The 23,026-nt window shown below is 39.6% G+C and carries 20 protein-coding genes and 2 tRNA genes; 5 read left to right on the forward strand and 17 right to left on the reverse strand.

Features of this window, described 5'->3' with window-relative positions; translation table 11 throughout:
- Window positions 1-459: 459 nt before the first annotated feature.
- On the reverse strand, window positions 460-1,908 hold the full coding sequence (locus ACC612_RS11805) for a saccharopine dehydrogenase C-terminal domain-containing protein (protein WP_371854755.1): 1,449 nt from the start codon (window positions 1,906-1,908) through the stop codon (window positions 460-462).
- A gap of 293 nt (window positions 1,909-2,201) precedes the next feature.
- On the opposite strand from ACC612_RS11805, the gene ACC612_RS11810 reads away from it, so the two are divergent.
- A complete protein-coding gene (locus ACC612_RS11810) occupies window positions 2,202-2,606 on the forward strand; it encodes a PAS domain-containing protein (RefSeq protein WP_371854756.1) in 405 nt (134 codons plus the stop codon).
- Between the two features lie 152 nt (window positions 2,607-2,758).
- Here the strand turns inward: ACC612_RS11810 and ACC612_RS11815 are convergent, their stop codons facing one another.
- Window positions 2,759-3,517: an SDR family NAD(P)-dependent oxidoreductase gene (locus ACC612_RS11815; RefSeq protein ID WP_371854757.1), complete on the reverse strand. Its 759-nt coding sequence runs from the start codon at window positions 3,515-3,517 to the stop codon at window positions 2,759-2,761.
- Between the two features lie 363 nt (window positions 3,518-3,880).
- Here ACC612_RS11815 and ACC612_RS11820 point away from each other — a divergent pair, with 363 nt between their 5' ends.
- Together ACC612_RS11820 and ACC612_RS11825 are read left to right on the forward strand one after the other, a co-directional pair.
- Window positions 3,881-4,084 (forward strand): TRAM domain-containing protein, encoded by a 204-nt coding sequence (locus ACC612_RS11820; protein WP_321418256.1) that lies wholly within the window; start codon window positions 3,881-3,883, stop codon window positions 4,082-4,084.
- A gap of 106 nt (window positions 4,085-4,190) precedes the next feature.
- Entirely contained in the window at window positions 4,191-5,315 is a 1,125-nt protein-coding gene (locus tag ACC612_RS11825) for a DEAD/DEAH box helicase (protein ID WP_371854758.1), read from the forward strand.
- Window positions 5,316-5,414: 99 nt separating this feature from the next.
- On the opposite strand, the gene ACC612_RS11830 is transcribed toward ACC612_RS11825, so the two are convergent.
- From ACC612_RS11830 to ACC612_RS11865, 8 genes are all read right to left on the reverse strand, one after another.
- Complete coding sequence (locus tag ACC612_RS11830; protein ID WP_371854759.1) at window positions 5,415-6,476, reverse strand: hypothetical protein; 1,062 nt, start codon at window positions 6,474-6,476, stop codon at window positions 5,415-5,417.
- A gap of 635 nt (window positions 6,477-7,111) precedes the next feature.
- Window positions 7,112-7,186, reverse strand: a tRNA-Ile gene (locus ACC612_RS11835).
- A gap of 25 nt (window positions 7,187-7,211) precedes the next feature.
- Window positions 7,212-7,284, reverse strand: a tRNA-Asn gene (locus ACC612_RS11840).
- Between the two features lie 195 nt (window positions 7,285-7,479).
- Window positions 7,480-8,523: an AmmeMemoRadiSam system radical SAM enzyme gene (gene amrS, locus ACC612_RS11845; RefSeq protein ID WP_371854760.1), complete on the reverse strand. Its 1,044-nt coding sequence runs from the start codon at window positions 8,521-8,523 to the stop codon at window positions 7,480-7,482.
- Between the two features lie 65 nt (window positions 8,524-8,588).
- Window positions 8,589-9,473 (reverse strand): hypothetical protein, encoded by an 885-nt coding sequence (locus ACC612_RS11850; RefSeq protein WP_371854761.1) that lies wholly within the window; start codon window positions 9,471-9,473, stop codon window positions 8,589-8,591.
- Between the two features lie 10 nt (window positions 9,474-9,483).
- The gene (locus tag ACC612_RS11855) at window positions 9,484-10,602 is read right to left on the reverse strand and encodes a LamG-like jellyroll fold domain-containing protein (RefSeq protein ID WP_371854762.1); all 1,119 of its coding nucleotides are present in this window, start codon (window positions 10,600-10,602) and stop codon (window positions 9,484-9,486) included.
- 10 nt (window positions 10,603-10,612) lie between these two features.
- Window positions 10,613-12,553: a type II secretion system F family protein gene (locus ACC612_RS11860; protein WP_371854763.1), complete on the reverse strand. Its 1,941-nt coding sequence runs from the start codon at window positions 12,551-12,553 to the stop codon at window positions 10,613-10,615.
- A 12-nt stretch (window positions 12,554-12,565) separates the two neighbouring features.
- Window positions 12,566-14,215, reverse strand: coding sequence for a type II/IV secretion system ATPase subunit (locus tag ACC612_RS11865; RefSeq protein WP_371854764.1), 1,650 nt, complete (start codon window positions 14,213-14,215; stop codon window positions 12,566-12,568).
- Between the two features lie 522 nt (window positions 14,216-14,737).
- On the opposite strand from ACC612_RS11865, the gene ACC612_RS11870 reads away from it, so the two are divergent.
- Complete coding sequence (locus tag ACC612_RS11870) at window positions 14,738-15,577, forward strand: CPBP family intramembrane glutamic endopeptidase (RefSeq protein ID WP_371854765.1); 840 nt, start codon at window positions 14,738-14,740, stop codon at window positions 15,575-15,577.
- Window positions 15,578-15,623: 46 nt separating this feature from the next.
- On the opposite strand, the gene ACC612_RS11875 is transcribed toward ACC612_RS11870, so the two are convergent.
- The 5 genes from ACC612_RS11875 to dph5 all read right to left on the reverse strand — a co-directional run bounded on the left by ACC612_RS11875 (window position 15,624) and on the right by dph5 (window position 19,806).
- Complete coding sequence (locus ACC612_RS11875; protein WP_371854766.1) at window positions 15,624-16,517, reverse strand: carbohydrate kinase family protein; 894 nt, start codon at window positions 16,515-16,517, stop codon at window positions 15,624-15,626.
- 16 nt (window positions 16,518-16,533) lie between these two features.
- A complete protein-coding gene (locus ACC612_RS11880; RefSeq protein WP_371854767.1) occupies window positions 16,534-16,875 on the reverse strand; it encodes a DUF555 domain-containing protein in 342 nt (113 codons plus the stop codon).
- Between the two features lie 42 nt (window positions 16,876-16,917).
- Window positions 16,918-17,199 (reverse strand): DUF357 domain-containing protein, encoded by a 282-nt coding sequence (locus tag ACC612_RS11885; protein ID WP_371854768.1) that lies wholly within the window; start codon window positions 17,197-17,199, stop codon window positions 16,918-16,920.
- Window positions 17,200-17,211: 12 nt separating this feature from the next.
- A complete protein-coding gene (locus tag ACC612_RS11890) occupies window positions 17,212-18,900 on the reverse strand; it encodes an ATP-binding protein (RefSeq protein WP_371854769.1) in 1,689 nt (562 codons plus the stop codon).
- 102 nt (window positions 18,901-19,002) lie between these two features.
- Window positions 19,003-19,806: a diphthine synthase gene (gene dph5, locus ACC612_RS11895; protein ID WP_371854770.1), complete on the reverse strand. Its 804-nt coding sequence runs from the start codon at window positions 19,804-19,806 to the stop codon at window positions 19,003-19,005.
- A 161-nt stretch (window positions 19,807-19,967) separates the two neighbouring features.
- On the opposite strand from dph5, the gene thsA reads away from it, so the two are divergent.
- Entirely contained in the window at window positions 19,968-21,617 is a 1,650-nt protein-coding gene (gene thsA, locus ACC612_RS11900; protein WP_371854771.1) for a thermosome subunit alpha, read from the forward strand.
- A 50-nt stretch (window positions 21,618-21,667) separates the two neighbouring features.
- Here thsA and ACC612_RS11905 read toward each other — a convergent pair whose 3' ends face one another.
- Window positions 21,668-22,249: a DUF2119 domain-containing protein gene (locus ACC612_RS11905; RefSeq protein WP_371854772.1), complete on the reverse strand. Its 582-nt coding sequence runs from the start codon at window positions 22,247-22,249 to the stop codon at window positions 21,668-21,670.
- A 9-nt stretch (window positions 22,250-22,258) separates the two neighbouring features.
- Window positions 22,259-22,933, reverse strand: a complete 675-nt coding sequence (locus ACC612_RS11910; RefSeq protein ID WP_371854773.1) for a S4 domain-containing protein — start codon at window positions 22,931-22,933, stop codon at window positions 22,259-22,261.
- Between the last annotated feature and the right edge of the window lie 93 nt (window positions 22,934-23,026).

Here is a 23,026-nt window from a genome sequence, read left to right on the forward strand (position 1 = left end):
AATGAAGTTTGTTACGGGATCGAATCTTACTCCGTCCTGAATTTGCTTCATTCTTCAGCCTACTCGTCAATGAAGTTTGTTACGGGATCGAATCTTACTCCGTCCTGAATTTGCTTCATTCTTCAGCCTACTCGTCAATGAAGTTTGTTACGGGATCGAATCTTACTCCGTCCTGAATTTGCTTCATTCTTCAGCTTACTTCCTTATGACCAATTTACAATATCTAAGTTATTGTATAAATCATTGACGGTCATATTACCAACAGTTATAAAAAAGAGTGAATTCAAAACTCAAAATCATGCCTCAGCATTTCTAATTTCGAATATCTATCGAGTTTTATATTAGAAAAATGCTTCCAATGCTTAATAGATTCTGGATAACATTGATATTAGAGTGAATTCGTTAGCATTACCGTTATCCAGCTAGAAATGGTTTTAATCCTAAGACCGAATCTTAGGATCAACCTATAAAAAGGAAATTTTCGAATTGCCAGGGATCTGGATCGTGATTCACAGCTGGATTTTCTTTGAAAAAGATCTTCCGATTTTTAAGTGGTGTCCAGTCCGAGGGTGCGGAAATAAATTTTCCAAGATACGGTCTGGCAATATCCAGAACAAAATCATGAGGCAAGTCCTCAGGTGTTTTAATGCCTTCTCTGGGATTTTCAAGCATCCAGAGTACAGCAGCAACAATACCTGCAGCTACCTGAAGAGTAGTAGCATTTTGACCGGGAGCAAGGGATCTGGCCTCGTCAATGCCCAATGAGCTCCCAGTCCACCAGGATTTGTAAGAATGGCCCATCAGGAGTGCCCCCATTATATCCTCGCCGGATATGATTTCATTTGTCATGATCCTGAGTCTGGGCTGAAGTTCATAATTCCGGCTTCTTAATTCACAAAGAGAGGAAAGTGTATCATGACAGGGCATATACGCATAATGTACTGTAGGCCGATAGATCGCATTGCCGTCTTCCCAAACAGTTAACAGGTGTGAAAGGCCATATGTTTCTCCATGACGGATAACCATACCTACAATTTCTTCATCTGGTATCCACGATCTGACCCACGTATTAATACCCATTTGAGGCAAGAAAATCATATTTTTCGGTCCGTATGGAGGCATATGCGCTAGATATGGCAATTTGCCTTCATGCGTCCCCCACCCAATTTCAACCGGAGCTGTCCCTTCTTCTCTCAATCCTTCTATGCTCCAAGTCCCAACAAATTCATTTACTTCCTTTGGTCTGCTGGCAATTTGAGTATCTCTCTCACTACAATGGATCACTTTGACTCCCAGTTTTTGAGCTAAAAGGGCAAAATCCCTTTTTTTTGCGAGATGAACTATTTCTTGTTCGTCCTGAGGGGATACTTTCTTGTCAGCACAGGTGCGGGCGGCAATATCCAGCAAGCCCTGCTTTACAAAGTGAGTAATCAGACCAGGATTTGCGCCATGGTCAACAACAGCAGTCGGTGCATCTTTCCAATCACGGGAAAGTTCAAGTAACTTCATTTGCCGTAAATAAAGCGATTTTTCCAATAAACTTCTAGTCAAAAATCCCTCAGTAGGATCCCATACCTCAACCGAAGTGTTAACATACAATACATTGTGGTCATGACACCATTTAATGATGTCATTAGCATCGATATTCCATGCCAGATCAATGAGCAATCCCCCATTTCCCAGATATTGCGATAAAATTTGATCCAGATTTTTCGAGGTGATCTTTTCACAGATATATCTTAGTCCTTGATTGGTATATTTTTTAAGAGATCTTGATTTGTCGACAAAATCAATTAAAGTAATGTTTTCGAGCGGAATATCGAGTTTTTCCATTAAAAGGGGCAGAGTGCATTGTGAAACTGAGCCATAGCCGATAATGACGATTTTATTGGAAAAATGTTTTTTCATAACTTTCGTAAACGTAAGGCATGGATATAACTTTTCTCATATAACTTTCCGTAATAATCCAACATGAGTTTTTCAATACCGTCATTAGAATTGATGAAAAGGCAGTAATCATCCATATTCCCAAAAACGAAGTAAACTTTAAATAAGAACATATTTCGTAAAAATCTATCCTTTTACTCGTATTCAGATTGGACTTTTAAATTCATTTATAAGTGCTTCCTTCTGAATCTATGTTTTCAAAGATAATAAGTAGTATGAGGTAACATAAGAAATTTGATAGTTAGTAATACTAAATGAGTGAAAAAGTAGGGGGCTTTAATATTTCTCTCGAAGATAAGAAGGCAACAGATAATTCTTTTGATGTCGCATATAGAAGAAACCTTCAGGCAGATAAACTTGAATTCATGAACCCGATGATAGAAAAGATTGCTGGTTTCTCTGCCCAGGAGATGATCGCAATGGGTAGCATCAGTAGGTCTGGGGATCTCGTTCATCCTGATGACCTTCCTCTCGTTACTGCGGCATTTGCTCATGCAATGGATATTGGTTTCGGTACATTGGAGTACCGGTTCAAACATAAAGACGGTAAATACCGCTGGTTTGCCGATCACTTTACGATCATCAAGGATCAAAAAGGAAAGCCACTCTTCAGCGAAGGGATCATGCGCGATATTACCAAGATTAAAAAAGAAGAATAAGTTCTAAAATAGTAGCTTTTCAGACCAGAGATGGGATGATAAAGCCTGCAAAACTTGAGTTATTAGGTAATCAAGATATCTAATGTTATAAAATAATGTTATAAAAAATAGAGTCTATTGACTCTTTAAATCTACCTATTTGATTTGCAGCATTAAACAGCAGTATATCCGCCGTCAACTGTTAGGATGGCTCCGGTCACATATGAGGCTTCATCGCTTGCTAAGAAGATAGCAGCCGGATTTAATTCGCCTTCTTTTCCATATCTTCCCATTGGAACCGTAGCTTTCATATAATTTGTAAATGCCTCGGTTTTTAAAGTATCAATGGTCAATTCTGTTGCAAAATATCCCGGGCATATTGCATTGCATGTAATGTTATATTTAGCAAGTTCTGCTGCAACAGCTCTGGTAAAATTTACTACTCCACCTTTAGATGAATGGTAGGCAACAGTATCTATAGCCGTATTTCCCACAAGCCCATACATAGAAGCGATATTAATGATTCTGCCATACTTCTTTTCAACCATGTATTTTGCAAATGCTCGTGTCACTTTAAATACACTGGTCATATCTGTATCGACTGTAAAATCCCATTCTTCATCAGTCATGTTCAGCACGCCAGCATTTTTAGCTGATCCGGCACAGTTAACTAAAATATCTACCTTGCCATACTCTTTAATTGCTGCTTCTGCAGCTTTATTCACCTGGTCTGTATTTGTCACATCACACTGGACAGGCAAGCATTTTACACCCAAACTTCTAATCTCTTCAGCTACCTTTTCCAGTTTATCTAATCTCCTGGCCATTATGACCAGATCAGCTCCCTGTCCGGCAAAACCTTTTGCCATCTGCACACCCAAACCAGAAGAACCACCTGTAACTACAGCAACACGTCCTTTTAAGCTAAACACGATTATTCCTCCATAAATAAATTAGACTTTCTAACATATTTATATCTTCTTTTGGTTCGGGAGAGGAGTTTCATTTTTCAAGTGACTATATAACCAAAGTTAAATTTTATTTGAGATTATTAGAATTATTCCACAACAAAAATTATACGATAAATTCTCTTCATCTGTGAAAATTGTATCCTAATAGCAAGTAGACATCAACACTCTTATATATGATCAGCCCCACTTAAGATTGCTTTAAGATATAAACTGTGTAGATAAACGTATTGGCATTAAATAGTGTTACTTTTCTGTAGATGCTGTTTTTCCGTTATGTTTTCATTATAGTTGGGTTTCTTAAGCTAATATAAGGACGTGAATTATTTGTTCGGAAATGAACCAACTGCCCCAGTGGATGCTGGAAAAGAATATGAAGTAAAGATTGAAGACCTCGCAAGAGAGGGAGATGGCATTGCCAGAGTAAGTGGCTTTGTAATATTTGTGCCAGGTACTTCCGTTGGCGATGAAGTGACCATAAAGGTCACAAAGGTAATGCGCAAGTTCGCATTCGCTGAAGTATCCAACTAAATTAGATTTTTTGGTGGGACAGGTGGAACAGCTACCTGTCAACCTTCTTATTATTATTTTGACTCCTTTAATATGAAATTGTGTTTCAACACACAGGAACTTTACTATGGAAAAAATTACATTTAATGACTTGCATTTATCTACAGATATCAAAAAAGCAATAGAATATATGGGTTTTTCCTCCCCTACTCCTATACAGGCACAAGCCATTCCTCATATTCTTGAAGGAAAGGATGTGATCGGCCAGGCAGAAACAGGTACCGGCAAAACAGCAGCTTTCGGAATACCTGCTTTGGAAATGGTAGATCTTACACAAAAGAAGGTACAAATACTCATTCTATGTCCTACAAGGGAGCTTGCAAATCAGGTTTCTGAAGAAATGAACAAGCTTTCAAGATACAGGGATACTAAGATTCATGCTATTTTCGGAGGGCAGTCCATCGAAAGACAAATGAAAGCGCTTAAAAAAGGCGTGCACATAGTCGTTGGTACTCCTGGAAGAATAATGGATCATCTTGAGCGCAATACATTGAAGCTTGATAGCTTAAAGATGATTGTGCTGGATGAAGCTGATAAGATGTTAGATATGGGATTCAGAGAAGACATCGAACTTATACTCGAAAAAGCTAATGACAAGAGGCAAACGATTCTTTTTTCTGCAACTATGCCTAAACCCATCATTAAACTAACTACTAAATATCAGCGTGAGCCATTGTTGATAAAGACTCAGCAGAAAAGCGTAAACGTCTCCCAGATAGAACAATTTTATCTTGAAATAAAAGGCAGGCCAAAGCACGATATTTTGTGCCGTGTAATGGATGCTTATGATGTAAAATCATCTCTGGTTTTCTGCAACACTAAAAAAGGCGTTGATGAACTGGTAGTCACCCTCAGAAAAAAAGGTTACCTTGTTGATGGATTGCACGGGGACATGAGGCAAAAGCATAGGGATGAAGTAATGTCCAGCTTCAAGAATGGTGAGATTGAAACTCTTGTTGCCACAGATGTGGCTTCCCGAGGAATAGATGTGAAGAACATCGAGGCAGTTTTCAATTATGACATCCCCCAGGATACTGAATCCTATATTCATCGTATAGGCAGGACAGGAAGAGCTGGGAAAGAAGGACGTGCTTTTACTTTTGCTGCTGGCAGGGAAATGTACAGGATCAAAAATATACAAAAACATACCAAAACTGTGATCCGCTGCAAAGAACTGTCTTCTGTCGCATAAGCATTTAAGAAGATTAACAATAAAATATCCCTTGAAAATAAAGATCAGGGGATATTATAGATTATTTTTGTATTAATATTTTTGACTATATACTACTCTTTACATTAATCCTTCCACTAAAGCCATAATAATCTCAAGTGCTATAAGCACTATTACTATCCATTCCAAATAGTTTGAGTGCTGAATGCGTACCTCTTCAGAGAGCATAGAGTAATTGTCTCTAATAACTTCAATCTTATGACTAACGCTTTCACTCCATTGGCCGCTTCGCAGCATTTTTAATACTGATGCATAAACTCTAGCATAATAAATATCCTCTGTCACCTTGATAAGGTTATTTACCTTTTCAGTAATTTCAGATATCTCTGCATTGTTCTGCATCAGCTGCATCATGATTAATCGATACCGATGCCTTCTTCTAAAAGGAGGAAGTTTATCAGCTAGCACGATATCGTCATACATTTTACCCATCTGACGACTTAGTTCCCGATCGTAGTAGCGCAGTTCGAACACCTGCACATTTGCAAACTCAATGAGGTCAAAAAGATCAGTAGGACTATCCGGATTACACAGCAGGGCAGAGTCCCATGAAAGTATTGCAAGGTCTTCTTTAGTGTAACTCTGTGTACCTTTGAGGATCTCTTCTCTCATTTGAGGGGAAAAGTTCTTTTTTTCTCCCGCAAGCAAAGGTAATGGATCTATAGATTCATCTACCCAATCCGTGAGATATATTGTATAGTCTTCAAAGAAGCCCGGGCTTAATGCAAAACCTCTGATGTGGGACTTTAGCATCTCAGTAAGGGTTTTAAGGTGTGACAGGAACAGATCGGAAAGCCCTTCCTGTTCTGCAAAAAGAAGTGCAGTTTCTTCCAGGAGAGCAAAATCTGATTCAGGCCGTTCATAAACAAAACACAAACTGATGACCCCTATATCAAAGATGCGGGCAAATACTGTGAATTCAAAGGTTCTGCCTGCTTTTTCCACAGTAGAACGTCCCATTTTTATTAAAAGCGGTGGCACATCCATTATAATAGACTTGGGTTTAACACGTCGAAAACTTGTTCTGGCAATATGGAAACTTGCAGCAAGTTCTCTTTCCAGCCAATCAAGGTCAATTTCCAATCCAATATCGTAGATCCTGTAAAACCTGAGTGCTATCAAGGATTTAATCTCCTGTAAAACAATATATGTGATGCATATACTATTTATTTATTACTCTCTAAATATGTTATAATGGGTGGATCTTCATTAGCAAATCATGGAAAAAAGAGACAGTATATAGATGCTACTAAACAGGTTCAATGATTGATAATTAGTGGATTCAGTTTATATTTAATGTACAAGTTATTAAATACAAGTAGTTCCTATCTTCATTTGCAGCTCAGCATGCCAAATGCGGGTATCCTACCTCCTATGGAGCATGCATAATGATACAGAGAAAAACAAAGGATGAAATGGGGAAATCCAGTTCAGGGCAAATGGTTTAAGAATCAAATCCTGGACTGGATAAAACCAAATTGAAAATAAGAATCTCCTTTTTGATAAATACTTTTATATGACGAGGCCAGAGACTAATACCAAGGCAACTATCATGAGCAGATATGTCGCCACTATAATAGCCACTTTTTTCACATGACTTTTACTTCTCATACCTACCACATGTAAAACCACTCTACATACATATATAAACATTTCTAACTTGCTTGAAAATCCCGGGCTTCTTTAATGTGTTAAAGCTACGGATGAGAAAAGTACATATCGACAATATCGCCTTAGGACTATATGATGATCTTCAGTGGGCCTGACCGGATTTGAACCGGTGACCGCCCGGTTATGAGCCGGGCGCTCTAACCTGACTAAGCTACAGGCCCGCCACGATTAAAAAAAGATTAGAAACGCCGCCAACAGGGCTCGAACCTGTGACATTCTGGTTAACAGCCAGACACTCTACCAACTGAGTTATGGCGGCTTGCATCTGCGCCCTACGCGCGAAACGTCTTAATGCACTTATTGTTTTTAAACTTTGTGTTTGCAGTGCCATTTTCATTGCTGTAAGTACAATAAACCAAGTGCAGATTGAGATAATTGTATATATTAAAGTAGAGCCAATAGCGTTATCAATATAAGCCCAAGGCTCCCGGTCACTTTTAATGATTACTGCTCTTCAATCTGATTTAACCGTCAGTTCATCGTGCGCCGCACCAACAATTGGAATGGTTTCCCTACATTTAGGACATAACCCCTTTGGGGTGATATTATACTCAAACAAAGAGAATGCATTTCTTCTGATCAATAGAGTTCCACATTTCGGGCAATATGTGTTTTCATAATCATGTCCGGGCACATTGCCTATATATACAAACCTCATCCCTTCATCTTTAGCTATTTTATGCGCTTCTTCTAGTTTCCGGACAGGGGTGGGAATGAGTTCTGACATTTTATATTGGGGCTGAAAACGCGTGAAGTGCAAGGGAGTGTCCGAACCAAGGTTTTCATGTATCCACTTTACCATGTTCCTTATCTCTTCTAGAGAATCATTGTGAGTTGGGATTACGAGATTCACAACTTCCACATGCATTCCAAGTTCACGTGCATGTTTTGCCGATTCCAGTACCGGCCAAAGTTTCGCACTGGCAATCTCTTTGTAAAAATCATCTGTGAAAGCCTTAATGTCCACCCTGAAGGCATCCAGATATGGAGATATATTCTTCAATGCTTCGGGTGTAATATAGCCATTTGTAATATATGCAGTTGCAAGCCCTGCTTCTTTTGCAATTTTTGCACAATCATATGTGTACTCATACCAGATGGTAGGTTCATTATATGTCCATGCGATTGTTTTTGCACCAACTGCAAGTGCCCTCTGTACAGCCTCTTCGGGTGTTATCTCAACGGTATAAGCTTTATCTAATTCTATTTGTGATATTGTCCAATTCTGACAATGCTTACATCTGAAATTACAGCCAATAGTACCCAGAGAATATGCAAGTGTCCCCGGATAAAAATGAAACAACGGTTTTTTTTCAATAGGATCAACAGCTTCACTGGAAACAGTGTTATATATTAAAGTGTAAAGAATTCCATTTTTATTCTCGCGAACTCTGCAAAATCCTCTCTTGCCATTAGATATGATACACCTGTGCCCACATACATTACAGTGCACTTTGTTCCCTTCAAGCTTATCGTAAAGCATAGCTTCTTTGATCATGGAAAACCCCCTAAAACAATTCGTGTTCAAAAGACTTAAGCCTTATCAAATGAACAAAATAATATTCAAAGTACATTGAGGCTAACGTTAAATGTATGTACATTCAGCATTGGCCTTATATCAGCGCCTTCATCTCCTGAAATATGCAGAACAACTGCCGTAGAATTGGAGTTTATGCTGTATTGATCAGCATCAAGGTTTGAATCTTGCATAAGTTTATTCAGATAATCCTGCCATGCCATGGAATTTTCACTTTCCACAAGCAATGTAATTTCATCCACAAGTGTACTTCCATCATAAACGGAGACTGAATTTCTAGATGCAACATAAACCTCTTCCATACTGTTACTACTCATGGTCCTCTGCAAACCTCCAAGTTTTACAGCATCAAAAGTCACATCAATGGTATCGTTCAAAGATTTAGTTACACTTATATGAGGCACCATTTTCATAACTGAACGATTATCTTGGCCTAGTACTAATCCCCCACATTCATAAGAAAATCTTTGGTTAGGATAATGGTCATTGTTTGACAGGAAATCTACACTTCCCATATCTTTCATCATATCTCCGGTGTCCTGATTTACTCCACCCAATTCAGTAATCACATACATGTTAACTGTCCGTGTATTAAGCAACAAAGTGGAGCTTGAAGATAATGAACTGAAGAAAGGAACTTCTCCACCTCCCATGGTGATAGGAATGCCTGCAGAAAAAGAATTACTTCCTGTAGCAGAAATTGTAAGCATCAGATCAACTCCAGACTTAAGATGAGCCATATCATTGGTAACAGTTCGCATATGCAAATGCTCAGCGTCTTCTGTCCACTGTGGAACATATCTTACATTTATCGAGGTGATCAAGGCAACTACCAATGCCAGCAGAAGAATAGCGGACACAACTGTAGATACAGCTTCCTCGGATCTTCCTGTATATTTCCTTCTCGCCATATTAACCACTTCAGGGTGCAGTAGCATTGTAATAATTCATGATCTCTTCATCTGACAAAGCTTCTTTATACAAAGCAAGTTCGTCAAGTCTGCCTCTGTAATAGAAATTATATGTGCCTGAATTCTGACGTCCGATCCATAAGCTATTTGCATTGGGTCGCAATTTCACGCCATTAGTTGGTTTACTTTCAATAAACTGGCCGTTCTTATAGAACCGTATCTCGTTTTTATCAAAAGTAATTCCTATCATATACCATACATTATTAGAAAGGCTCATGCCTGAAGTTTGCACAAAGTTGGTACTACTATCATTCCACTCAAAAACAAGTTCTCTTTGAACCACGAAGACATCAAAATTATCTTTCTCATTGTTTCCCTTTCCAATGATTGTATTCGTTCCGAGCACATTTCTACCATTCATCCAGAATAGCATGCTCATTTCATCCGTAAAGTTAAGGGATGAGTCATGTGGAATAGATACATAGTTATTATTCCCGTTAAAACTAAGTGAATTGTTTTTAATCCCGGTAGCCCAGGTAGCACCATAAATAGTTCCATCGTTATCGTCTCTTATGTCATGTAATATGCTACCACTGCCCTCATCAAAATTCCAGATTGAAACCGGATAGATCTGTACTGTGGATGTGGTATTGTTACTGGTACTTTGTGTGATAACATTTCCAAGAACAGTACCGCTTTTCAAGACGGTATTAGAAGGTACATGGACAATTACTACATATATCTGGTCAGTATCTACGATGTCCTTTCCCCAAAGAGTTGAAGCATCCAGGCCTATGGTATCGCCAAGTTGCCATAAAGGCTCTGAGTGCATAGCTGAAAGTTGCTGTGGATTTATTTCAAAACGATCATTATTGATGTCTACATAAATTTTGATATTTTCTGTTTCGATTCTTTCTCCGCCTACATGTCTTATCCAGATAGTATCAATGTCACTGTCTACCCAACCATCAACATCTACCGTTGGTTTTTCTATGGATTCTTGTGGCGAAAGCAGAAAAACAGCTATGATTGAGAATGCGATTACAGCTATACCCGTTAGTAATATTTCTCCTATTATTTCGGAGACTGCATCAGTGTTTTCTAACAAGTTTCTTTCTTTTGGATACATCTGTTACTCCTTAAAAGAACGTAATAAAAACCAAGTAAGCAGTGAACATCATAAACAGAGAATACTTTAATCCAGCACTGATTTCTCCTCTTTCCATTTTACCTGCAACAAGACCAGAACATAACCCTTGGATCATAGCTGCATGAAACAGAAGCACGTTATATTCGTCCAGATCTACTAACTGAATAAGGGGCATACCTGCATTTGCACTCGCGCTTGCAACTGGCATGGAAGGGAGGAAAAATGCTGCAAGAATATAGACTATAAACAGGAAAACTCCGTAGGCGATATAAATAATGAATACATACACGAACATCTCTGATTTTCGTTCCTTTTTCAACTGCTTCTGTACTTCAGCATCAGTCGCTGCAATGGTTAGTACATTCATAATGTTACTGGTGGTTTCTGTAGCTTTGATGATAATGTAGACTATTTTTGTTGTCATCTCAGTCCTGATGCGGTATTCGAATTTTTTCAAAGCTTCGGAAAGAGTGGCGCCCCAGGACAGTTCATTGTGCATTCTCCTCACTTCGGTGTGTAGGATTCCGATCTTTAAATGCGTAGCAAAAGCAATGGCATCTGTCAAAAGCATTCCAGATTCATTCATACTTGCAAGATTTTTCAAAAAATCAGGTATTTGCTCATCGATTTTTGTTATTCTCATATGCCATAGTTCATAGAAAATAACATATGGAATTACTACAATGAGCATGGCAGTGAATAGTTGTTTATCTATTGATGCAAGAGTTGCTGTATTAAAATCCCAAATGGATGTTAAATTAATGAAATCAATATGCCTATCTAAGTTATAGTGCAGATAAATGATTCCAATGGGTATGCTAATTAACAAAGTATGTGCAGGATTTGCTTGCATCCATTTGATCGGATGAAGTAAACGAGTACTAATCTTATTGATTTTCTCGTAAAATCTGATCTTTTTTACTTTTTTCTGTTCATTTTCTGTATCTTCTCTCAGGGGGACATTATCAAATTCATTAAGATATTTGTCCAGTTTGTATATCTCTATTCTTTTTGCCCCTTGGCCTGTAAGGGAATTAAGAAGAAGCAAATAAGTAACAGTACTTATAGGAATTATCAAATAAACTATTGCGTAAAGTATCTTAGTACTGGTAGGATTTATAAGACCAAGTACTACTAATATTGTCATCAGGAAAAGAGGGCCTGCTACAAAGGTAGAGATATAGACCTCTGCCATAACGCCCAGCGTCTCAAAGAACATTCTTTGCTGCTTCATGGCATTGTCATGAAAGTATTTACTCTTTGAGCCAAGGTAAGCACCAATGTTTCCTCCACTCGATAATACAGAAGAGAGACCTTCCAGAAAATCCCTCATTTCTGCTGAAGGAGATCTGCGAATAGCATTACTTAGTGCTGTCAGTAGATCAGTTCCAAAATATTCTATATCATTTACTATTTTAGTGAATTCTTCAGCAGCAGCTCCATATATATCTCTGTGCTCACTTAATGATCTAAACATATCTAATATAGTTATAGCGCCTCCATGACTAAGCGCATATAGAAAAGCAACGGTGTGAGAAAGAGACTGATCAATGACACCAATCCTTATCCCCGCTTTGACACCTGGGATTAAAAGACATGTTGTGAATGTAATGTAAGATATTACCACAAAACTAGATGCCGTTTCTATCAGAGTCCAGTAATATGGGGGCATAATGTCGTATATGAATGGATTTGATGTCAACAATAGAGCAAAAACAAGAAGGACAGTTCCTTTAGAAACCTCATATATGAAAAAAGCTGCTAGTATGCCGCAAAGAATAGCACATATATAGGCGCGTACAATATATTCATCTGTAAGCACCTTCATGCCAGCCCGTTGCAATTGTAATCTAAGTTGAATATAGCGGTCTTTATCCCTGGATATGAACGGCCTGAAAAGATCACACGTTGCTTGCAGAATATTGAGCATCTGTATCCTCTTTCAAATGTTCTGGGAGATTATATCCTGAAGCATATCGTTCTTTATAGCATCCAATACCATTGTAGGGTTCGCCGAATAGGCTTGTACGACCAAGGACACGCTAACATAATCCCTCATCTGCTTTGTGCTCATATACTCAAGAATGAGTTCCCGATTTTTCATTTCCTGTTCCAGTTTCTCTTGATTCCAACCACGTGCCTGCATTACCATTTTCAGAGCATGGGAGTCACCAGAGCGATGGAATTCATCAGCTAGGGGGTCCCATTTGTATAGCTCGTTCACAAGTAACTCCCCTGTGATGGAATCCATGTCAGTAAGTTCTACAACGGTTTCTGTTCTTCTTACCTTTTCATTTTCCACAAAAGTTAGCAACTGGATAGTCATAATGTCTAAGGAATGTAGCATCACACGTGGCACATTAAGAGGTTCACTGTTAAGCCTGCTGACAACTGCTTGCACGTCACCTGCATGGATTGTTGAGTATGTTGCATGGCCTGTGGATATTGCCTGAAACAGAGTAAGAGCTTCTTCACCTCTTACTTCACCAACGAGTATATATTCAGGTCTTTGCCTGAGCGCAGACTTGAGGAGATCATACATAGAGATCTCACCTCTGTCAGAAAAGGATATAGCCTCCCTGGTAACTCCAGCTATCCAGTTATCGTGATGCAGCATGAGCTCCCTTGTATCTTCAATAGAAACGACTTTGGACATGGGCGGGATAAAAAGCGAAACAGCATTGAGCATGGAGGTCTTACCTGATGCTGTTCCACCTGCAAATAATGCACTGTTCCCATTTTCCATAGCCAGCCAAAAGTATGCCATCATTTCTACAGTGCAAGTGTTATAATTGATAAGATCTATGGGTGTGATCGGGTCTCCGCGGAACTTTCTAATGGTAAATGAGCTTCCTCTGGTCGTAATCTCTTTACCTAATGTTGCCTGGAGACGAGAACCATCAGGAAGTGTTGCATCGACCAGTGGTTCTCCGATAGAAATATGCTTGCCACTTTTCTGACAAAGCCTAATGACCATAGAGTTAAGTTCCTGCTCTTCATAAATAATATTAGTCATTATATTACGATATTTTGCATGATATAGAAAAACTGGTATTTTTGGCCCGTCACAGGAAATGTCCTCGATGAATGGGTCCATTAGCAGTGAGTTAATCCTACCTTCGCCCATAAAGTTGCGCTCAAGGTAATACATAATGCGATGCATGGAGGGAATATCAAGATTTGCATGATATCTTTTGAAAAGTTTCAGTACATTATCTGTAAGAACTTCTAGCTTTTTTTCTCTCTGCACCATCTTTCCGAGAGTAAGTAAATCCTTGAGATCATCGTAGAGAATCTCAAGAAGTTCTGTTTCATAAATTGTTAGTGCAGGCTCTACTACATGAAAATAGCGAACATCTTTCTTTTTCAGAATGGATATGAATGAGTAGGGCTCATCGACCCAGTAGCGTTCAATTTCCGTATATCCTTCAGGAACAGAATATTCGATGAGCGGGCCATGCATTGATGGATCATATTGCGGAAACGAGCGGCGGGATTTTTTCCAGAATCGCAGGTCTATGCCCGTAATAGCCGAATAAAGGGAATCCATTGATTTGTTGGGGTTATTTCTCTGGACGAGTTTGGCTATCATTGTTTCATCCGGTAGATCCTTATCTTAGGCATGAGGCCCATCTATCTCATCATCATCATCATAACAAGCTACTTTTCAATATAAAAACGTTTTGTTAGAGGAGTTTGATCTAGATTTAAAATTTATATAATATTAAAAAGCCAATCCTTTATTGGTCTGAAATGAAGAAAAAATAAGAAGAAAAAGATTGAAATTACTTGCAAATCTATGTTCATTAAAGCTTGAATGTGATAAAAATAGAGAGGAGAGATGCCCGCCAGGGTTTGACGGGCTGACGCATTTATTCTGTGCTTGCCTGATGGTTCATTTTGCCCCTCTAGGCACTTTATAAATTTCCAATTGACTATATAACCCCTTTGATGATAGCGATTATCCTTATTATACTCATTATCATAGAAAGATACAAGGTTGATCTGGGTCGCCAGAATTAGAATCCAACGTATCATCGTTCTTAATATAACATAAGATATTTCTTATAAGAAAATAAGTACCAAAACAATTACAATTACAGGTTCAAGTTTCATGAATGAAAAAAGTGGATCACAAGAAAACTATTCCAAGGCTTACATTCTTTCTGTATTAACAGTTACTTGGCTGGTGACTATTGCTCTTTTTATTGATCCAACAACAGGACCAAATTTATTTTCGATAATAATGTTGATTCCGGGGCTTTTGGCCATCATTTTTATAAAAGTTTTGCATAAGAATCCAAAAACGAAACTGATAGGTTTAACCAAAAGGATAAGTGGCAGATCACTTTTATTTCCTATACTTTATCCTATACTATTTGTTGCAGTTTGTGCTCTTATAGGCCTGATTACAGGAATAGGAGAGCTGAATTTTCAAAAAATACTCACAATAAAAGATACAACTAGCGTAGTTACAATTATTGCTACTTTAATTGGTGTGTTAGGGGAAGAATATGGATGGAGAGGCTATTTGCTTCCTGAATTAACAAAAATAAAAGGGATAACAAAATCAACTATCATAGTTGGTATGGTTTGGGCATTGTATCATGTTCCGGCAGTATATCTACTGGCAAAAACAACCGGCTCAGGCAATCCACTTTTATTATGCTTTATCCAAGCCTGTTTCATATTCTGTTTTAGTTTTCCATTTTCGTATTGTTTTTATTTATCTGAAAAGATACTACCAGTTGTACTATTTCACTCAATATGGAATCTGTTGAATATGACTGTACTGGGGGATCTGTATAGAAATGAGCAAGGGATCATAGAAGGTAATTTATTGTACCTGAATGGAGAGGGTATTTTAGGTCTAGTTTTAGGTACTTGTTTAATTTACTGGTTTATTAAGCAGTTAAAAAAAGATGAGTATACATCGAATAACCTTGTGGAATAGAAATAAAGCTGCTGGGACTTGATAGGTTCAGCAGCTGATTGAAATATTATTTTAACAGGGTCCCAAAATGTGTTTCAAACCTTTCCTGCATTATTTCCCAGGTAGGCAACTTCACCTGGCAACCAATGACCTCAACTGCAAAGGATGCAACCGTTGAACCTATCCTGCCACAGGTTTCCATATCATATCCTCGTGTGAAGGCCAACAGGAATCCGGCTCTATATGCGTCACCTGCACCTGTTGGATCAACTGCTTTCACAGGCACCACAGGTATGCAATATTCTGCATCTTCAATATGTATCTTGCTTCCTCGTGAATCATAGGTCACCACAATGGTTCCGATCATTGATTTGAGTTCATCGAAAGAACGTCCGGTCATCTCACACACTCTCTTTATCTCATGACGGTTCGTGAAAAGTATATCCGTGTGTTCTAATATGGCCTCCAGATCTTTACGGTTATAGGTTATAAGATCCTGTCCTGGGTCAAATGAAACAAAACCCGCTTTTTTTGCAATCCTTGCATTAAAAGAGCATTCTGAAGTTGCAAGATGTACAAAATCAACTTCTGGAGGTTCCAGTTCTTTCAGAAGCGCAGATGCCCCCCAGTGGAAATATGTGCTCTGATTATGATCTCTGTCAGTAAAAACGAATGCCTTTGTAACCTTCTGGTCTTTGCATCTATATAACAAAGAAAGGTCCACGCCCAAAGAAGTAAGGTATTCTTCATATCCGGAACTTCCAAAATCTTCGCCAACAGCAGATATCAGCTGACCCTTACCTCCAAGCTTGGAAATACCCACTGCGATATTAGCAGCTCCGCCTCCGAAATACTCATGATAGTCGATAATAGGATAAGACTCGTTATGGCAGGAAATGTTCTCAACGTCAAAAAGCAGATCTATGGCTGCATGCCCCACAACAGATATTGTCCTGTCCATACTTTTCCTCCTATCCTTACTGGAACTCTTCAACATCAACGACTTTCAGGGGTACATCCCGTAATGCTCTTCCAATAACGGATTTAGCTATACGTGATGCATGTTCCTCACTTTCGGCATCAAATACTTTCATCTCAAGGACCAGGCCAACAATAGCAGTATTAGCAGTCAGGAAAACACTACTAAATGCTTCTTCACAAGCCGGGCAATATGTGGTGCCAACATCCACTTCCACAAAATCGAGTTTAGGGTTCAGTCTTTTACCAGCCTCGGAAATTGCCACACCTATGGCATCATCCGGACTGTTCACATCTCTGACCAACCAGGCAGCTTCAAGTACAACATTATAATTTGACATTTACTCGTCTCCGGGAAATTGAGTTATGTCACCTTTTAGAATTCATATCGTGAATAATTTATCATCATACACTCTGAACACTCCAAGACGCGCCCCAGCATCCAGCCAGGCATGTCCATAACTGAAACATATCAGTGCGTTCACAGGGTCTTCCTGTTGTACAAAGTGGATACCATCTTCGTAATATGATCTTGCCATCGTATGGAAGTCATTTGCAACAGCGTACATATGCGAATCCTTGATAGGTGCAAACTCTGCTTTTTCCAGCGCTTGCCTTAGTAGGTTCTCATATCTTTTAACCTTTTCATTCAGATCAGCTGGCAAGCTATTTCCTCCTCATTTACTCGCACCAAATATTTTTTTGAATAGACCGCCTCCCTCTTCTGTTTTTACTTCCCGCGAGGGTTTTCTCTTGGGAGGGGGAGCTGTAGTGGTCTGAGCAGGCACATGCTCTTCTATGGAATGATGCTCTAATACAGGCGATGGGTGAGGTACATGTGATTCATGCACATGTTCTACGGGTGGCTTCCTGGGTGGTGCTGCCGGAGCAGTATTTATGTTAACACTTCGCATTACATTAACAGATTCTCCACCGTGTTTACTTTTACGCACTCTAATGTCTACCAGAATAGGCCTTTCAATATCTGTGCTCACCAGCATTGCCACTCCTGGAGGCAGGCGCATGAGCTCGTCCTCCACATAGGAACTTACTCCCTCAAGACCTTTGCTGATAGCTTTCAGGTCATTAGGGTTCGTGACCTTCATGATGATCTGGGTGCCGCACTGAGAAAGAATATTTTTGTCCACGCGTGCAGGTCTCTGGGAAATCACCATCAATCCAAGACCGAATTTACGTCCTTCTGAGGCAATTGTTCTCAGTACATCTGAACTTAAAGTCTTGCTGAAACCCTTTTCCGGTGCGTAGTTATGAGCTTCTTCTACCACCAGCATACCAGGTGGAATGGTATTCATCTTTCGGGCCTCGAATAACGTACTGCATAAACGCGCAACGATCATCGACTGAATATCCGGATTCACACCTTTGAAATCTATGATGGCAGCTCTTCCCGGCTGAACAAGGTCCTCAATTGATGTGGGATTTGTTGAAAGTATGCCGTTTTCCCTTATTTCTTCAAGAAAGCTGATCACATTCCACTTTGACTTACTATCATTGTTCTTGACCTCAAAAATTATCTCATCAAGAGTATATGTATCCATCTCGGCTTTGATCTTATCAATAGCCTCGTAAAGGATACCTATGTGAGTGCTGGTGAAATTGTTGGGAAAAGCCTCACTCAATTCTTTTGCTGTAAGGTTCATGCCGTTAAGCCGAAACACTTCATCGGCTTTGGGATTCAGGCTCTTGTCAGCAGGAGTGTATACAGTAACATACTGTGAATATGATTTTGGTGAAACCTTAAACCTGCCTGCGACTTCTGTACTAATAGTTCCTTCTTCTTTCAATGAAGCATATTCACTGTGCGGATCAATAATAAGCAAAGGTACTTTGCGGTCCAGCATCTCTTCAAGGAGAACGCCTGCAGTATATGACTTACCGCTTCCAGTCTTTGCAAGGATGCTGCAATGTTTCTGTACAAGGCTATTCACATTGAGATGTACGGGTATATCAGTACCTTCCAGCATGCCAATGAACATTTCTTTTCCAGAGAGCCCAAGGGAACTGCATATAAGTTCGTTGTTCGCTTTGTAGATAGGGTCTCCCGGACTAAAAGGAGTTGTAGGTGACCGTAACAAACCTGAATCATCACGTTTGCCTATGACCGTCACATCAGCGATTATCCTGTCCCCGCTTTTGTCCTTACGGGTACCGTTCTTTGCCTCCTCTATAGAGTAACTATCTCCTGAACGGGTGATGGAGAGCACCTGTGCAAGAACCCAGCCATCGATCTCATGCCAGGCTTTTACATATCCTCCCTGATGCACACTGGTGCTATCTGATAATAGTATCCTGAAGTTGGATGTCCCTGCCTCGCCGAATATCACGCCAACTGCATCTCGAACCATTTTTCCCTCGTATATTAATTTCAATAGTGATATATTTTATATGTAACCAATATGTCCTATGTCGTTTTGATATATAGACTTGTACCCTATAATTATATTCCACTACTGCTGCTGAGTTTCAAGTAATGCTTTTGGTGCATGTGCCAGCTGTACTAACGCCTCTGCTTCAACAAAATGCGTATCCGCCGGGACGATCAGTATATGGAGAGGTCCACCGAAATCAAAGTTTTTCAGGCTTTTAATGTAATCTGCTGCAACAGATGGGGAATCAGATCCAGCTCTGGCTATACCAACTGCTATCCTGTCCTGCAGAATTTTTGTGTCTTTGTTTTCTTCTACCCTAAGAAGAAGGTCCAACGCCTGATTCACTGTCATGTAACCTTTTTCTTTATCAATATCAAGGAAAACAAGAGTATGAAGTCCATGATCCAGATTTTGAAGAATTGTATCATAAGGGGTTTCCGATATGACAGTTTTCCCTCTGCTACTTGTATATGGATGAGGTACAGTAACGGCTTTTCCAAACCTATAGTTCTGCAGACCGGTAAGTCCACATACTGCTGAAGATATTGACGAGCCATGCACAAGTTTTGTACTGATGCCCATTTCCATCGCACGTAGGCGTAGGTCAACATGAGTGGTGGAAACCATTGTATCTCCACCTGTAAGGAAAACTACATTTTCATCCATGGCATAACCTAGCCAGTCCGGATACTGTTCCACTTCTTCCCGTGTGAGTACTGTTATCTTTTTATTGTATAATTCTTCCATCTTCTCCACGGTAGTTCCCATAAGTCTGGATGTATAGAACTCTACATATACCCTGTTTGCCTGGGCAATAGCTTCAAGTCCTTTCAGGGAAATGTCTTTTTCATCAAAGAGTCCCAATCCTATGAAGGTCAACATAACCGAGAAATGGAATTAATGATTTAAATGCTTTGACCATGCAAAAGCACATATTTGCATATCGAAACGTTTTTATAGAACTATATACAGTTAGTTCAATTCATACGTAAAAAAGATACATTAAAACAAGTTCATCATCTGGATTCAGGAGGTTCAAAATAATGGCACAACAAGGCATGTCAATACAAATGGCAGGACAATATGGAGGTCAGCCGGTTTATATTATTGACCCAAGAACAGAGCACGCACAGGGTAAAGATGCCCTTTCCATGAATATCAACGCAGCTAAAGCAGTTGCAAAGCTGGTACGTTCTACCTTAGGACCCAAGGGTATGGATAAAATGCTGGTCAATGTTCTTGGAGATATTGTTCTTACCAACGACGGTGCCACTATACTCAAGGAAATGGAGATAGAGCATCCCACTGCAAAAATGATCGTTGAGGTCGCCAAGACGCAAGAAGATATTGCAGGGGACGGCACCACCAGTGCTGTTGTGATAGCAGGCAGCCTCATGGACAAAGCCGGAGAACTTATTGAAAAAGGTCTCCACCCCATAGTTATTTTCAAGGGGTACAATCTTGCTGCACAGAAAGCTATTGAGATTCTGGAAAACTTTGCAACGAAAGTTGACAAAAATGACAGGAAAACACTGGAAAATATAGCAGAAACCTCAATTACAGGCAAAGCTCCGGAAGCTTCCTCTGACCATCTGGCAAAAGTATGTGTCGATGCAGTGCTGGCAATAGAGGAAAATGGCAAGTATGATATAGATAATAAGATTGTTATCAGGAAAGAGGTTGGCGGCAAGATAACAGATACCGAAGTAATAAAGGGAATTTACATCAATAAGTATCGTCTTCATCCTGATACTCCTGCTAAAGTTGAAAACGCTAAGATTGCACTTCTGGATATGCCAGTAGAGTTTTCCAAGACCAACACCAAATCAAAGATCCAGCTTGGTAGTGTTGAAGAAATGTTCGCGTTCAAGGACCAGGAAATGATCAATTTCCGTAAAATGCTGGATAAGGTCATAGATACAGGTGCCAATGTTGTTTTCTCTTCCAAGAACATAGATGATAGCGCTGTACACTACTTCATGAAGCACAATATCTACACTTGCAGAAGACTGAAAGATGAAGATATGACTGTGCTTTCCCTATCCACAGGTGCCAAGCTTGTAAGGAACATGAACGAGATCAGTGCTGATGATCTGGGCTTTGCCGAAATGGTTGAGCAGGAATCCGAATATGAAGAGAAAACTCTCATCACTGGTTTCAAGAAATCCAACACTGTGACAATCCTCATAAAGGCAGGCAGTGAACATGTTACTGATAACATTGAGCGTGTATTTGACGATGCTCTCAATGTCGTGAAATCTGTCCTCGAAGACAAAGCAATAGTTCCAGGCGGAGGGGCTTCTGAGATGGCAGTAGCACAGGGATTACGCTCTTATGCCTCTTCCATAGAAGGACGCGAACAGCTTGCAGTTATCGCCTTTGCAGATGCTATGGAAGAAATACCAAAGGCAATTGCAGAGAATGCAGGTCTGGACAAGATCAATATGCTGCTGCAGCTGCGTGCTGAATCTGGGAAGAATAAGAACAGTGGAATCAATGTCTATTCTGGCAAGGTAGAAGACATGATGAAGGACAATGTGATTGATCCGCTCCGTGTCAAGACACAGGCCATCAAGTCCGCATCAGAGGTATCTGCCATGATATTGCGCGTTGACGACATGCTCAAGGCACAGGAAAGGGATATGCAGGATGTTAACCCTGCACACAACATCCACAATTACAATATGGGCTGAGCTGAAAACTAGGCCAAAAGAAGGTAAATCACATGGTTTGTAAGCCTTACTTACAAACCATAAAATTTTCTGTAATCCTCTATTACTTTTGTGGTCTGAGCAGGATATCTATTTTTCAATTGCTCGATAAAATGATCTTTTGATAAGCATTCTTTCATTTTTCTCGCAAGTTTGGTTCCATAATCCTTTGATAAGGGATTATCTTTCTGGATCTCAAAAGACAGGCATAGTGCTTCCATAGGAAAGTATTCTCTTCTTATGACAGGAGATACCGAACCCAGAAGCACATCATTATCAAGCTGGCTATATGCAGGAACTCCAGTCTTATGAACACGTTCTGCATCTGTCAGATGTTTCTGGTTCTTTTTGGAATATGAATGAAACTCAATATAAATGCTGGGTCTTAGTTCATTTACAGCTTCTATTATTGGTCTGCCAAGTGTTTTGTAGTAATGCTCTTCCAGAGTAGACACATATTTTTCTTTGCACACAACGGGTATAATAGCCAAAGAGCCTACTTCCGGCTGTTCAAGTTCCTCCAGTATATCGGATGTATCCATCCATTCGTTTCCATGCAGACCACCGACAAAAAGTCTTACTGGATCACCCTCCCCAACCAATCTATAAGCCATCATTATCCATCATAAATAGGTTTGATTTAAAGGCTTGCGTCCAATCACGTAGATCTCCTGTTTCTCTGGCTCTATAACCTGGAGAATTTCAATACCCATTGCCTCTATTTTAGAAAGAAAAGGTTCCCTGCTCTCACGTTTTTTTATCTTTATGACTTGTAGCAATTTTCCGCCTTCTTTAAGCAGAGGAAGCACTCTTTTAAGTGCCACAAGAGAGTCAGCAGGCTCCAGAGTCATATCGCTTAGTATAACATCCACTTTCTCAGATGACATTTCATACAAAGGAAGTGTGAAAACATCCCCAAACTTTACACTTACATTCTCATGCTCATCAGTGATCTTGCTAAGCTCTGCATGAAAGTCTTTACTGTACTCAATACCCTGTATTTTTTCGGCTATCTGTGAAGCATATAGCAAAAATCCTCCAGCGCTTGACCCCAGGTCAAGGACAGTATCCCCTTCACAAATGATATCAGAAGCTTCCTGAATAAGTTTTAGCTTGAAATACCCTTTTGGCATATCAAGCCCTTCAACGACTTCAATAAGTAGATCGGTACTTACATCTTTAGATGGCTTGGTAGCAACATTTCCCCCAACTCTTACATTCCCGCGGATAATAGCATCCTTTGCACGTGCTCTGGAGCTGAAATAACCCATATCCACAAGATAAGTATCAAGTCTCATGAAACACTTATAAACAGACCAAGGAATATAAAATCATGCAATAGTGAATAATGATTCTTGGCTATAAACCTTATTTCATTTCTCAGATTTCAA

This window comes from Methanomethylovorans sp. (assembly GCF_041447285.1).
GTDB lineage: Archaea > Halobacteriota > Methanosarcinia > Methanosarcinales > Methanosarcinaceae > Methanomethylovorans.